The organism is Curtobacterium sp. LFS084 (assembly GCF_047977705.1).
Lineage (GTDB): Bacteria > Actinomycetota > Actinomycetes > Actinomycetales > Microbacteriaceae > Curtobacterium.
In genome coordinates, this window is sequence record NZ_JBFPFM010000014.1 from 1 (window position 1) to 12,472 (window position 12,472).

Sequence of the window (12,472 nt, forward strand, 5' to 3'; positions counted from 1 at the left end):
ATCCGCGACCGCCTGCGCGGAGCGGCCGACGGCGTCCGGGAACGCGTCGGCGACCTGCGCGACCGGGCGACCGGCGCCGGCGCCGACCGCGAGCCGGAGCAGCCCGCAGCGGCCGTGCCGCACGCGCCCGGGACCGAGCCGCAGCCCGCGTTCCCGTGGAGCACCGAGGAGTTCGTCGCCGGCCGCGACGACGCCGACGACGACCACGGCGGCATCACGACGAGTGCAGCACCGTCCGCACCGGCGGCCCCGCAGCAGCGGTGGGACGCCACGGACCAGATCCCCGAGGACGAGCTGCCGTGGTGGCGCCGTCCCAAGGACGACCGGTGACCGCGGCCCGGTAGGGTTGTCCCGTGCTCGAACTGGTCGTCCTGATCTCCGGTGCCGGCTCGAACCTGCGGGCCCTGCTCGAGGCGACCCTCGACGCGGAGTACCCCGCGCGGGTCGTCGCCATCGGTGCCGACCGCGACGCCGAGGGACTCGGCCTCGGCGAAGAGTTCCAGATCCCCACCTTCACGGTGCCGTTCTCGCGCTACGAGACGCGCGCCGCGTGGGGGGAAGCCCTCGCCGAGCAGATCCGCCCGTGGACGCCCGACCTGCTCGTGCTGTCCGGGCTCATGCGGCTGCTCCCGCCCGCGGTGGTGTCCGAGTTCGCGCCCGCCGTCATCAACACGCACCCGGCCTACCTGCCCGAGTTCCCCGGCGCCCACGGCGTGCGGGACGCCCTCGCCGCCGGTGTGGAGCAGACCGGTGCGAGCGTGATCCAGGTCGACGACGGCGTCGACAGCGGCCCGATCCTCGCCCAGGAGCGCGTCCCCGTGCTCCCCGGCGACTCCGAGTCGACGCTGCACGACCGCATCAAGCCGGTCGAGCGACGCCTGCTCATCCAGACCATCCTCGACATCGCCAACGGCACCACCGACCTGAAGGGCACCCCGAGCGCATGAGCGTGCACGCAGCCGACCCCAGCCTGTACCGCGACCGGGACCTCGTCCCCGTGCGGCGGGCGCTCATCTCGGTGAGCGACAAGTCCGGCCTGCTCGAGCTCGCCGGGGCCCTCGCCGACGCCGGCGTCGAGATCGTCTCGACCGGTTCCACGGCCGGAGCGATCCGCGACGCCGGGTACGCCGTCACGGACGTCTCGAGCGTCACGGGCTTCCCGGAGTCGCTCGACGGCCGCGTCAAGACCCTGCACCCGTCGGTGCACGCGGGCCTCCTCGCCGACCTCCGCCTCGAGTCGCACGAGCAGCAGCTCGCCGAGCTCGGCATCGAGCCGTTCCAGCTCGTGGTCGTCAACCTGTACCCGTTCGTCGAGACGGTGGCCTCCGGCGCCGACACCGCGACCGTCGTCGAGAACGTCGACATCGGCGGCCCCGCGATGGTCCGGGCCTCGGCGAAGAACCACCCGAACGTCGCGATCGTCGTGTCGCCGTCGTCCTACGCCGAGGTGGTCGAGGCCGTCCGTGCGGGCGGGACCACGCTCGAGCTCCGGAAGCGCCTCGCCGCCCAGGCCTTCGCGCACACCGCCGCCTACGACACCGCCGTCGCCGGGTACTTCGCGAGCGACGTCGTGGCAGCGGCCGCGGCACCGACCACGAGCGGTGACATCGAGACGCCCGGCAGCTTCGACGAGCACCTCACGGTGGGCGCCGACCTCGCCGCGACGCTCCGGTACGGCGAGAACGCGCACCAGGCCGCGGCGCTGTACACGAGCGCCGGCGGGACCGGGATCGCCCAGGCGGCGCAGCTGCACGGCAAGGAGATGTCGTACAACAACTACGTCGACGCCGATGCCGCCGTCCGCGCGGCCTACGACTTCGCCGAGCCCGCCGTCGCGATCATCAAGCACGCCAACCCGTGCGGCATCGCGATCGCACCGGCCGACGCCGCCGACCCGATCGCCGCCGCGCACGCCGCCGCCCACGCCTGCGACCCGCTCTCGGCGTTCGGTGGGGTCATCGCCGCGAACCGTCCGGTGACGAAGCAGATGGCCGAGACGGTCGCGGACATCTTCACCGAGGTCGTCGTCGCGCCGGCCTTCGACCCCGAGGCGATCGAGATCCTCTCGCGGAAGAAGAACATCCGGCTCCTCACGCTCCCGACCGACTTCGCCCTGGCCCCGCGCGAGGTCAAGCAGATCTCCGGTGGGTTCCTCGTGCAGGACGCCGACCGCTTCACCGCGTTCGACCAGTCCACGTGGACCCTCGTCGCCGGCGCACCGGCCGACGAGCAGACGCTCACCGACCTCGCGTTCGCCTGGAAGGCGAGCCGTGCCGTGAAGTCGAACGGGATCCTCCTGGCGAACCAGGGGGCGAGCGTCGGCGTCGGCATGGGCCAGGTGAACCGGGTCGACTCGTGCCACCTCGCGGTGAGCCGTGCGGGGGAGCGGGCCGCGGGCAGCGTCGCGGCATCGGACGCCTTCTTCCCGTTCGCGGACGGCCTGCAGGTCCTCCTCGACGCGGGTGTCCGCGCGGTGGCGCAGCCCGGCGGCAGCGTCCGCGACGACGAGGTCATCGCCGCGGCGACGGCGGCGGGCGTGACGATGTACTTCACGGGCGAGCGCCACTTCTTCCACTGAGTCGAACAACCGGCAACTCCGGAAAACGCTTGCGCACCACGTTCGACTGTGAATAGTCTGTAAGGCTCCGCGACAGGCACGCCGACGGCCCCAGTGTCCACGACACACACCGGCCGGCGGCACCGCGGACACAACGGTGACGATGACGACGACTGGAGTGACGATGAACACGACGACCGGAACCGTGGCGACGGCTGCCCGTGCGGGTCTCGTGCTCCTCGTGGGGACCGCTCCCGACGCACGACCGTTCGGCGGGACCCGTGGCATGCGCCCGCGTCCCGCGTCCGCGGCCGTCGCGCCGTACCCCCACCGGGGTGCGCCCGCCGCCACGGCACCGCTGTCCGCGTAGGGCTGCCTCCCACAGCCAGCGACGAGTCGACGGGACCGCCCGACGACGACGAGCACGCGACGAGCCGCCGCGACACCAGCGACGACGACGAGCACGGGCCCGCGCGAGCCCACGCCTGAACCCGGGGGACGACACGCTCCCGGTGCACTCCGACCGAACCGACGCCGCGTCCGACGCGGCGGCGGGCGACCGCGACGCGGACCGAGCACGCCTCACCAGGGCGGGCACGGCCCGAGGACGCGACCGACCCGCTCGGCCGACGACCACCACGCAACGGACACCGAGCCTCCAGACCGGCGGCTGCGACAGCAGCGACCGATCCAGAGGGTCTCGGCACGACGCACGAGGACGCAATCCATGTCCAAGACGCCAGACCAGGCGCGCCCGTCCACCGACCGCCCCTCGACCTTCCGCGCCATCGCGCGGATCTACCCCTACGTGAAGCCGCACCAGCGGCGCCTCATCGGCGGCATGTTCGCCGCCATGGGCGCCTCCCTGGTCGCGCTCGCGATCCCCTACGTCCTGCAGTGGCTCGTCGACGGGCCGCTGTCCTCGAAGGACTCCGCACAGATCTGGCCGGCCGGCCTCGGCGTGCTCGCGCTCGGCGTGCTCGAGGCGTTCTTCATCGCCTCGCGCCGCCGACTCGTGATGCGCCCGTCGACGCGCATCGAGACGAGCATGCGGAACGCGCTCTACGCGAAGCTGCAGGACCTGCCGGTCGCGTTCCACGACCGCTGGGAGTCCGGACAGCTGCTGTCCCGCTCCGTCTCCGACCTGTCGTTGATCCGACGGTGGCTGGCGTTCGGCGTCGTGCTGCTCGTGGTCAACATCGTGACCATCGTGGTGGGCTTCGTCGTGCTGTTCACCTTCGGGTGGCTGCTCGGCCTGGTGTTCCTCGTCGCGTCCATCCCGCTGTGGATCAACGGGCTGCTGTTCGAACGTCGGTACTCCGTCGTCGCACGCCGCAGCCAGGACCAGGTCGGCGACCTCGCCACGAGCGTCGAGCAGTCGGTGCACGGCATCCGCGTGCTCAAGGCGTTCGGTCGCGGGCGCTACAAGCTCGACGAGTTCAGCGAGCAGGCCGAAGCCCTGCGCGGCACCGAGATCGAGAAGGCGAAGGCGATCGCGAGCATCTGGCTGTGGCTGCTGCTCGTGCCGGACGTCGCGTTCGCGCTCTGCCTGCTCGCCGGCATCTGGCTCGCCTCGCAGGGGGAGCTGTCCGTCGGGCAGCTGTTCGCGTTCTTCGCGACGGCGACGGTGCTGCGGTTCCCGATCGAGTCGATCGGCTTCCTGCTCTCGATGACGTTCGACACCCGCACCGCGGTCGACCGCTTCTTCGAGGTCATGGACTCCGAGAACACGATCACCGACCCCGAGTCGCCGAAGACCATCGCCGAGCCGCACGGTGCGCTGTCCTTCAACGGGGTGCACTTCCGCTACCAGGACTCCGCACCGCAGTACCCGGACCTCATCAACGGCGTCGAGCTGCAGCTGCAGCCGGGCGAGACCATGGCGCTCGTCGGGTTGACCGGCTGCGGCAAGACCACGCTGCTGTCGCTCGTGCCGCGGCTCTACGACGTCACCGGAGGCTCGGTGACGATCGACGGGGTCGACATCCGCGACCTCACCCGCGAGGAGCTGCGGCGGCACGTCGGCGTCGCGTTCGAGGACGCCACGCTGTTCTCGACGACCGTGCGCGAGAACGTGCTGCTCGGTCGCCCCGACCTGTCCGGCGCCGAGGCCGAGGCGGTCATGCGCGAAGCCCTCGACATCGCGCAGGCGTCCTTCGTGGACGACCTGCCGGACGGGGTCGACACCCGTGTCGGCGAGGAGGGCCTGTCCCTCTCCGGCGGGCAGCGGCAGCGCCTGGCGCTCGCCCGTGCGATCGCGGCGCGGCCGTCGGTGCTCGTCCTGGACGACCCGCTGTCCGCGCTCGACGTCGACACCGAGGCTCGGGTCGAGGCCGGCCTCCGCCGCGTCCTCGCCGAGACCACGTCGCTCATCGTGGCGCACCGCCCGTCGACCGTGACGCTCGCCGACCGGGTGGCGCTCATGGAGAACGGCATCGTCACCGCCGTCGGCACCCACTCGGAGCTGATGGCCACCAACGACCACTACCGCTACGTCATCTCGTCGCTCGACGAGGACGACGCCACCGCACGAGAGGAGGCGATGGCATGAGCCAGCAGGAACAGCAACTGCCAGCCCAGACGTCGGCGCAGTCGACCGACGCACCCGATGTCGACGACGCGCAGCAGCCCGTCACCGCGTCGATCACCACGCTCGGTGTGCGTGGTGAGGAACGTGACGACTTCACCAAGGCGGAGAGCAAGCGCCTGCGGCGTCGCTCCCTCGCCCTGCTCGGGTCCCTCGCCGCGCCCCTCAAAGCCAGGCTCGTCCTGCTCGGCGTCGTGGTCGTGGTCTCCACTGCGGGCACCGTCGCGGGTCCGGCGCTCATCGCGTGGGGCATCGACAACGCCCTGCCGGCCGTCCTCGACCGGAACGACTGGGTGCCGGCGTTCGGCGTCGTCGCGACGTACATCGTCGTGGCCGTCCTCGGCGCCGTCCTGACCGCGTGGTACACGGTGCTCGCGGCCCGGATCAGCCAGGCGATCCTGTTCGACCTGCGGAAGCGGGTGTTCCTGCACACGCAGCGGCTCTCGCTGGAGTTCCACGAGACCTACACGTCCGGCCGGATCATCTCGCGCCAGACGAGTGACCTCGACTCGATCCGCGAGCTGCTCGACTCCGGGCTGAACCAACTCATCCAGGGCGTGCTCTACATGGTGTTCACGGCGATCGCCCTCGTGGCGCTCGACCCGACGTCCGGGCTGGTGCTCGCGGTGTCGCTCGTGCCGCTGTGGTTCCTGATCCGCTGGTTCCAGTCGAACTCGCAGACGCTGTTCCGCGCCACCCGTGTCGCCTCGGCACGTGTGATCGTGCACTTCGTCGAGACCATGACGGGCATCCGCGCGGTGCAGGCCTTCCGCAAGGAGTCCCGCAACCGCGACGAGTACGGCGGCTTCGTCGAGGACTACCGGGTGGCGAACACGAAGGTGTTCAACCTGTTCGGGACGTTCGATCCGGTGCTCGTGCTCATCGGGAACGCCACGCTCGCGGCGGTCGTGATCGTGGGCGGCTTCCGGATCGTCGGCGGGTCGCTCGAGGTCGGTGCGCTGCTCGCGGTCGCGCTGTACGCCAAGCGCTTCTTCGACCCGGCCCAGGAACTCGCGATGTTCTACAACGGGTACCAGTCGGCCTCGGCCGCGATGGAGAAGATCTCCGGCGTGCTCGAGGAACGGCCGAGCGTGCCGGACCCCGCGAAGCCGACGCGGCTGGCGGACGCCACCGGCAAGATGGACTTCGACGACGTCGTGTTCGCCTACAACAAGGGCAAGGTCGTCCTGCCGGAGTTCGACCTGCACATCCCGGCGGGGCAGACGATCGCGCTCGTCGGGTCGACCGGTGCCGGCAAGTCGACGCTCGCCAAGCTCATGGCGCGCTTCTACGACCCGTCCGAGGGCTCGGTGCGGCTCGATGGCGTCGACCTGCGGGACCTCGACACGAAGGACATGCGTCGCGCGATCGTCATGGTCACGCAGGAGGCGTACCTGTTCTCCGGCACGGTCGCGGACAACATCGCGCTCGGCAAGCCGGGGGCGTCACGGGACGAGATCGAGTCGGCGGCGAAGGCGGTCGGCGCGCACGAGTTCATCATGGCGCTGCCCGACGGGTACGACACCGACGTGAACAAGCGCGGCGGCCGGGTGTCGGCCGGGCAGCGGCAGCTCCTGTCGTTCGCCCGGGCGTTCATCGCGGACCCGAAGGTGCTCATCCTCGACGAGGCCACGGCGTCGCTCGACATCCCGTCGGAGCGGCTCGTGCAGGAGGGGCTCGAGACGCTGCTCGCCGACCGGACCGCGGTCATCATCGCGCACCGTCTGTCGACCGTCGCGATCGCGCACCGCGTGCTCGTGATGGAGTACGGCCGGATCGTCGAGGACGGCACCCCGGACGACCTCATCGCCGGGACCGGACGGTTCGCTCAGCTGCACGCGGCCTGGCGGGACTCGCTCGTGTAGCGGCACCGTCGATCGGCCCTGTCGGACGAACCACGGATCCGACGTGGAACCACGCACTCGCGCTGGTTCCACGTCGGATCCGTGGTTCCACGTGGTTGGGTGGACCCATGAGCGACGACAGCGTGCAGCCCGGCGGCGTGGCCCTGCGCGACCCCTTCTACGGGGCACCCTTCACCGAGGCCGTCCGGCGGTTCTGGCGGAAGTACACCGTGTTCACGGGCCGGGCGTCCCGAGCCGAGTTCTGGTGGTGGTGGATCACGTCGTTCGCGATCGGCCTCGTGCTGCAGCTCGTGCCGCAGGCCTTCACGCCGGACACCCCCGTGCTCGAGAACCCCGTCGGCTCCTACCTCTTCGTGGTGTGGGGGCTCGCGACACTGATCGGCTCCCTCGCCCTCGGCGCCCGACGGCTGCACGACGCGAACCTGTCCGGCTTCTGGCAGTTCCTGCACGTGCTGGTCGGCATCGGGTCGCTCGTGCTGTTCGTGCTGTGCCTGCTGCCGTCGAACCCGAAGGGCGCCCGCTTCGACGCGTGAGCCGAGGCCCGCGCCGGCACTGCCCGTGCACCGGCCGTCAGAACGGGTCGTCCGCGTCCGTCGCCGGTGACCACCGCGCGCGACGCATGTCGACCCGCCAGGTGGTCGTGCCCTGCACCAGGGGCGTGCCCTCGGCGCGGTAGTGCTCGTGCGCGCGGGCCTCGTGGTGCGCCGGCGGCAGTCCGCCCGACCGCACCACGCGCCACCAGGGCAGGTCGGCACCCTCGTGCGCCATCACCTTGCCGACGGCTCGGGACGCCCGGGACCCGAGCGCCGCAGCGACGTCGCCGTAGGTCATGACGTGGCCAGGGGGGATGTGGCGCACGACCTCGGCCACGGCCGCACCGAAGTCGTCGGCAGCGGGCAGCCCGTCGCCGGACGCGCCGGCAGTGGGCAGCCCGTCGCCGGACGAGCCGGCAGTGGGCGCCCCGTGGCCGGACGAGACGGCAGCGGGCGCCCCGTGGCCGACCGGTCCTCGGGCCACTAGAGCGTCAGCACCGCGAAGTGGTCGCCGTACTGGGTCTCGCGCACGAACTCGAAGCCGACGGCGCGGAAGAACGCCTCGGGGCTGTCGTCCCCGCCGGGCTCGTACACGACGGTCAGACGCTCGAGGCCGCGGCTCCGTGCCTCGTCCGCCAGACCGTGCACGGCGAACCGGCCGACACCGCGACCCTGCGCCGTCGCCGAGACGTTGACCCGCCAGATCGCGCTGCGCAGTTCTTCCTCGGCGTTGTCCTCGTCGAAGGTGCCGATGATCATGCCGACGACCTCGTCGCCGTCGAGGACCACACGCGTCCACGCCGAACTCGGCTTCACGTCGGACTCCGCGACGCCGTACGTGGTCGGCTGCACGAACTGCTCCTGCCCGGGCTTGAGCGTCAGGGAGTTCGCCGCCGCAGCGGTCGACGCGGAGAGTTCTTCGAGGCGGAGGTCCGTCATGCCGCTCAGGGTAGCCGTGCGACCCGTGCGGGGGCCAGCGAGCCGCGCGACCGATACCGCACCGTTGTGCCACCGGTGCCGGGCCGACCGGCGCGGTATGGTCGCGGCATGGCAGAGCATCGGCGTGGGGCGAACCTCCCGTCGATCGGTGGGTTCAACCGGACGGTCGTGCTCGACGCGGTGCGTCGCTCGCCGGACGGGCTGAGCCGGGTCGAGCTGGCGTCCCGCACCGGCCTGAGCGCGCAGACCGTGTCGAACGTCACGCGGTTCCTCATCGAGGCGGGGATGATCGCGGAGTCCGGCACGGTCGTGTCCGGCCGCGGCAAGCCCCGCACCATCCTGCGGCTCGAGGCCGGCAGCCGGTACGCCGTCGGGGTGCACGTCGACCCGGCGGTCGTCACCTACGTGCTGCTGGACCTCGCCGGGACCGTCGTCGCGTCGAGCACCACGTCGACCCCGACCGCCGACGACCCGTCCGAGGTGGTCCGGACCATCGCGACCGCGGTCGACGAACTCGTGGCGGGTGCCCGGGTCGACGTGGACGCCGTGCTCGGGGTGGGCATCGCGAGCCCCGGTCCGATCGACGTCGACGCCGGTGTCGTGCTCGACCCGCCGTTCCTGCCGCGGTGGCGGGACGTCCCGCTGCGCGATGCGCTCGCCGAGGCGACCGGGTACCCGGTGCTCCTCGAGAAGGACGTCACGGCGGCGGTGATCGGCGAGATGTTCCTCGCCGGGGAGTCCTCGGCGCGGAACTTCGCCTTCGTCTACTTCGGCACCGGCTTCGGTGTGGGGCTCGTCGTCGACCACGAGCCCGTCCGCGGCGTCGGGTCGAACGCCGGTGACGCCGGGCACATCATGGTCGACCAGGGGTCGCTCGCCGGGACGCCGGACGGCGAGGGCACCCGCGGCGAGGTCGGTGCGGCGGTCGCCCCGGACCGTCTGGTGCACGTCGCGCAGGCGCGCGGCCTGGCACTCGGCGGCGCCCCGGCGGGCGTCGCGGCCGTCGACCGGGCCTGGGACGCACTCGGAGCGGCGATCGACGCCGGGGACCCGGTGGCCCGTGGGCTCGCGGCCGAGGCCGGGACGGTGATGGGGAACGCGGTCGTCCTCATCGTGAACCTGCTCGACATCGACCGGGTGGTCTTCGGCGGGCCCTTCTGGTCGCGGATCGCGAGCGCCGCCCTGCCGGCCGCGCGCGAGGCGATCGTCGGTTCGCCGCTGCTCGTTCCGAAGCACCCGGTCGTCGTGACCGAGAGCGACCGCGGCGCCGACGTGGCCGCGGTCGGCGCGGCCTGCCTCGTCCTCGACGCGGCGCTGTCGCCGCGGGCGAGCACCCTGCTCATCCGTCGCTGACGGAGGTCCGTCGCGCGCACCACCGGACAGGAGGCGCGGTGCGGGGCCGACCCGCGCCTCCTGTCCGGCACACGGTGCCGTCGCGTGCGAGGCGGGCGACACCCGTCGTTCACCTCGACGCCACCGGCCGGATGCCCGGATGCTGAACAGTCGTGCAGGTCTCCCCTGAACACCCGAGAAGGACCCTGCATGCATCCCCGAGCTCTTCGCCTCGGCGCGTCCGTCGTCGCTGCCCTCGTCGTCGTCGGCGGTGCCCTGACGACGTCCCCCGCCTCCGCTGCCGTCGGTGACGACGACCCCACCGTGGGGGCGTCCGCCGCCAACGGACTGGTCGTCAACGAGGTCGAGTCGAACGGCGACGACACCGACTGGGTCGAGCTCGCGAACACCTCGTCGGCGGCGATCGACCTGTCCGGGTACGCGTTCCTCGACGACGACAGCTCCCACGAGGCGTACGTCCTGCCGACCGGCTCGACCATCGCCGCGGGTGGGTACTTCGTCATCGACCAGCTGTCCGCGACCGCTCCCGGCTTCGACTTCGGGCTCGGCGGCGCCGACACCGTCAGGGTCTACGACCCGGCGGGCGACCTGGTGCTCCGGTACGCGTGGACCGCGCACGCGGCGGTCACGTACGGGCGCTGCCCGGACGGCACCGGTGCCCTCGTGGACACGACCGCGTCGACGAAGGGCGCGGCGAACGACTGCTCCTCGCCGGTGCGCATCAACGAGGTGGAGTCCGACGGCGGCACCCCGGGTGACTGGGTGGAGCTGACGAACACCGGGACGACGACCGTCGACCTCGGCGGGTACGTGTTCTCGGACAGTGACGACGCGCACGCGTACGCGATCCCGTCCGGCACGACCGTCGCTCCCGGTGGCTTCACGGTGCTCGACGAGCAGGACTTCGGGTTCGGGCTCGGCAAGGCGGACTCGGCACGGCTCCTCGACCCACGGGGGACCCTCGTCGACTCGTACTCGTGGACGGCGCACGCCGCGACGACGTACGGCCGGAACCCCGACGGCACCGGGGCGTTCGCCGAGACCGCCGCACCGACCAAGGGTGCCGCCAACCGGTTCGCCGGCGTGGTCACCGCCGAGGCGTGGCCCGGCGGTCCGGACGAGCGGGTGCTCGACGACGAGGACACCTTCACCGGTGACCTGAGCGGCATCGACTGGACGCCGTCGGCATCGGCGTCGACCCCGGCATCGGCCGCGGGGCAGCTCTGGGCGGTGCAGAACGGCGACGGGCTGCTCTACCACCTCACGTCGGACGGGGCGGGCGGCTGGGCGCCGACGAACGCGGCCGGGACCGAGCTCCACTACGCCGACGGCTCCGGGACGCCGGACGCCGAGGGCGTGACCATCACCTCCGACGACCCCGGTGCCGTGTACGTCTCGACCGAGCGGAACAACGACGTGTCCGGGACCAGCCGTCCCGCGGTGCTGCGCTTCGCGACCACCGACGGCTCCCAGACGACGCTGAACGCGACCGACGAGTGGAACCTCGCGGCGGACTTCCCCGGGCTCGGGGCGAACGCGGGCCTCGAGGGCGTCACCTGGATCCCGGACTCGTGGCTCACCGCACACGGCTTCGCGGACGAGCACACCGGCGCCGCGTACTCGCCGGCGACCTACGCCGGACACGGCGACGGGCTGTTCTTCGTCGGCGTCGAGGGCACCGCGAGCGTGTACGCGTACGCCCTGATGTCCGACGGCGGGTCCCAGCGGGTGGCGACGATCGCGACGCCGTTCTCCGTCGTCGCCGACGTGCAGTTCGACCCGACGCTCGACGCGCTCTGGGTGGTGTGCGACGACGCCTGCTCCGGCCGGACGGCACTGTACGAGGTGACCGACGGGGCCTTCGCCGCCACGACGGTGTACGAGGCGCCGACGAACGCGGACCGGACGCTGGCGAACGAGGGCTTCGCGATCTCGGGCGTCTGCACCGAGGGTGCGCGGGCGACGTTCTACGCGGACGACAACGACACGGACGGGTTCTCGCTCCGGACCGGCACCTACCCGTGCGACTCGTCGACGCCGGGCGACGGCGGGACGACTCCGACGCCCACGCCGGGCGGCGGCGGGACGACGCCGACGCCCACGCCGGGCGGCGGGTCGACGCCCGCGCCGGGTGGCACCGCGCCGGGTGGCACCGCGCCGGGTGGCTCGGCCCCCGGGTCGGGTACGTCGCCCTCGGGTTCGCCCGTCGCGCCGTCCGAGGCGTCCCTGACCCAGGCGAACCGCGGCTCGCTCACCGCCCCGGCCACCGCGCGCCCCGGCGACACCATCACTGTCGGCGTCGGCACCCGGTACGCCGGGCAGCAGGTGCACGTCTGGATGTTCTCCACGCCGACGCTCCTCGGCACCGCCACGGTCGCAGCGGACGGCACGGTCACGGCGACCATCCCCGCCGACGCCCCCGCGGGGCAACACCGCATCGTGGTGACCGCCGAGGACGGCACGGTGCTCGGCTGGACGACGATCACGATCGACCCGGTCACCGGTGCGCTCGCGTTCACCGGTGCCGAGGGTCTCGGAGTCGCCGCGCTCGCCGCGTTCCTGCTGCTCGTCGCCGGTGCGGGCGTGCTCGTGCTCCGTCGACGCCGGGGGACCCCCGCCTCGGAGTGATCCGGTGAGC

11 protein-coding genes are annotated in these 12,472 nt (G+C 72.3%); 9 read left to right on the top strand and 2 right to left on the bottom strand.

Annotation, left to right across the window (positions count from 1 at the left end):
- From ACNQOV_RS09685 to ACNQOV_RS09715, 7 genes are all read left to right on the top strand, one after another.
- Positions 1-330, top strand: a 330-nt coding sequence (locus tag ACNQOV_RS09685) for a hypothetical protein (protein ID WP_416394332.1), incomplete at its 5' end; no start/stop codon positions are given.
- A 23-nt stretch (positions 331-353) separates the two neighbouring features.
- Positions 354-947, top strand: coding sequence for a phosphoribosylglycinamide formyltransferase (gene purN, locus ACNQOV_RS09690; protein WP_022908329.1), 594 nt, complete (start codon positions 354-356; stop codon positions 945-947).
- Positions 944-2,578, top strand: a complete 1,635-nt coding sequence (purH, locus tag ACNQOV_RS09695; RefSeq protein ID WP_416394334.1) for a bifunctional phosphoribosylaminoimidazolecarboxamide formyltransferase/IMP cyclohydrolase — start codon at positions 944-946, stop codon at positions 2,576-2,578. Before purN ends, purH begins: the two co-directional genes overlap by 4 nt.
- Before the next feature lie 142 nt (positions 2,579-2,720).
- On the top strand, positions 2,721-2,927 hold the full coding sequence (locus tag ACNQOV_RS09700; RefSeq protein WP_148287049.1) for a hypothetical protein: 207 nt from the start codon (positions 2,721-2,723) through the stop codon (positions 2,925-2,927).
- A gap of 357 nt (positions 2,928-3,284) precedes the next feature.
- On the top strand, positions 3,285-5,108 hold the full coding sequence (locus tag ACNQOV_RS09705; protein ID WP_416394335.1) for an ABC transporter ATP-binding protein: 1,824 nt from the start codon (positions 3,285-3,287) through the stop codon (positions 5,106-5,108).
- 92 nt (positions 5,109-5,200) lie between these two features.
- The gene (locus ACNQOV_RS09710) at positions 5,201-7,009 is read left to right on the top strand and encodes an ABC transporter ATP-binding protein (RefSeq protein ID WP_402267263.1); all 1,809 of its coding nucleotides are present in this window, start codon (positions 5,201-5,203) and stop codon (positions 7,007-7,009) included.
- Positions 7,010-7,116: 107 nt separating this feature from the next.
- The gene (locus tag ACNQOV_RS09715; protein WP_022908323.1) at positions 7,117-7,542 is read left to right on the top strand and encodes a DUF805 domain-containing protein; all 426 of its coding nucleotides are present in this window, start codon (positions 7,117-7,119) and stop codon (positions 7,540-7,542) included.
- A gap of 37 nt (positions 7,543-7,579) precedes the next feature.
- Here the strand turns inward: ACNQOV_RS09715 and ACNQOV_RS09720 are convergent, their stop codons facing one another.
- Together ACNQOV_RS09720 and ACNQOV_RS09725 are read right to left on the bottom strand one after the other, a co-directional pair.
- Positions 7,580-8,026 (bottom strand): MGMT family protein, encoded by a 447-nt coding sequence (locus ACNQOV_RS09720; protein ID WP_416394336.1) that lies wholly within the window; start codon positions 8,024-8,026, stop codon positions 7,580-7,582.
- On the bottom strand, positions 8,026-8,481 hold the full coding sequence (locus ACNQOV_RS09725) for a GNAT family N-acetyltransferase (protein WP_022908321.1): 456 nt from the start codon (positions 8,479-8,481) through the stop codon (positions 8,026-8,028). Before ACNQOV_RS09725 ends, ACNQOV_RS09720 begins: the two co-directional genes overlap by 1 nt.
- Before the next feature lie 108 nt (positions 8,482-8,589).
- Between ACNQOV_RS09725 and ACNQOV_RS09730 the strand changes: the two genes are divergently transcribed.
- Together ACNQOV_RS09730 and ACNQOV_RS09735 are read left to right on the top strand one after the other, a co-directional pair.
- Positions 8,590-9,834, top strand: coding sequence for an ROK family transcriptional regulator (locus ACNQOV_RS09730; RefSeq protein WP_022908320.1), 1,245 nt, complete (start codon positions 8,590-8,592; stop codon positions 9,832-9,834).
- 189 nt (positions 9,835-10,023) lie between these two features.
- Positions 10,024-12,462, top strand: coding sequence for a lamin tail domain-containing protein (locus tag ACNQOV_RS09735; RefSeq protein ID WP_416394338.1), 2,439 nt, complete (start codon positions 10,024-10,026; stop codon positions 12,460-12,462).
- Positions 12,463-12,472: the final 10 nt, after the last annotated feature.

Coding starts and splice junctions, on each gene's coding strand:
- ACNQOV_RS09735 (WP_416394338.1), top strand. CDS start 10,024: ATGCATCCCCGAGCTCTTCGCCTCGGCGCGTCCGTCGTCGCTGCCCTC.
- ACNQOV_RS09705 (WP_416394335.1), top strand. CDS start 3,285: ATGTCCAAGACGCCAGACCAGGCGCGCCCGTCCACCGACCGCCCCTCG.
- ACNQOV_RS09730 (WP_022908320.1), top strand. CDS start 8,590: ATGGCAGAGCATCGGCGTGGGGCGAACCTCCCGTCGATCGGTGGGTTC.
- purH (WP_416394334.1), top strand. CDS start 944: ATGAGCGTGCACGCAGCCGACCCCAGCCTGTACCGCGACCGGGACCTC.
- ACNQOV_RS09700 (WP_148287049.1), top strand. CDS start 2,721: ATGACGACGACTGGAGTGACGATGAACACGACGACCGGAACCGTGGCG.
- ACNQOV_RS09715 (WP_022908323.1), top strand. CDS start 7,117: ATGAGCGACGACAGCGTGCAGCCCGGCGGCGTGGCCCTGCGCGACCCC.
- ACNQOV_RS09725 (WP_022908321.1), bottom strand. CDS start 8,481: ATGACGGACCTCCGCCTCGAAGAACTCTCCGCGTCGACCGCTGCGGCG.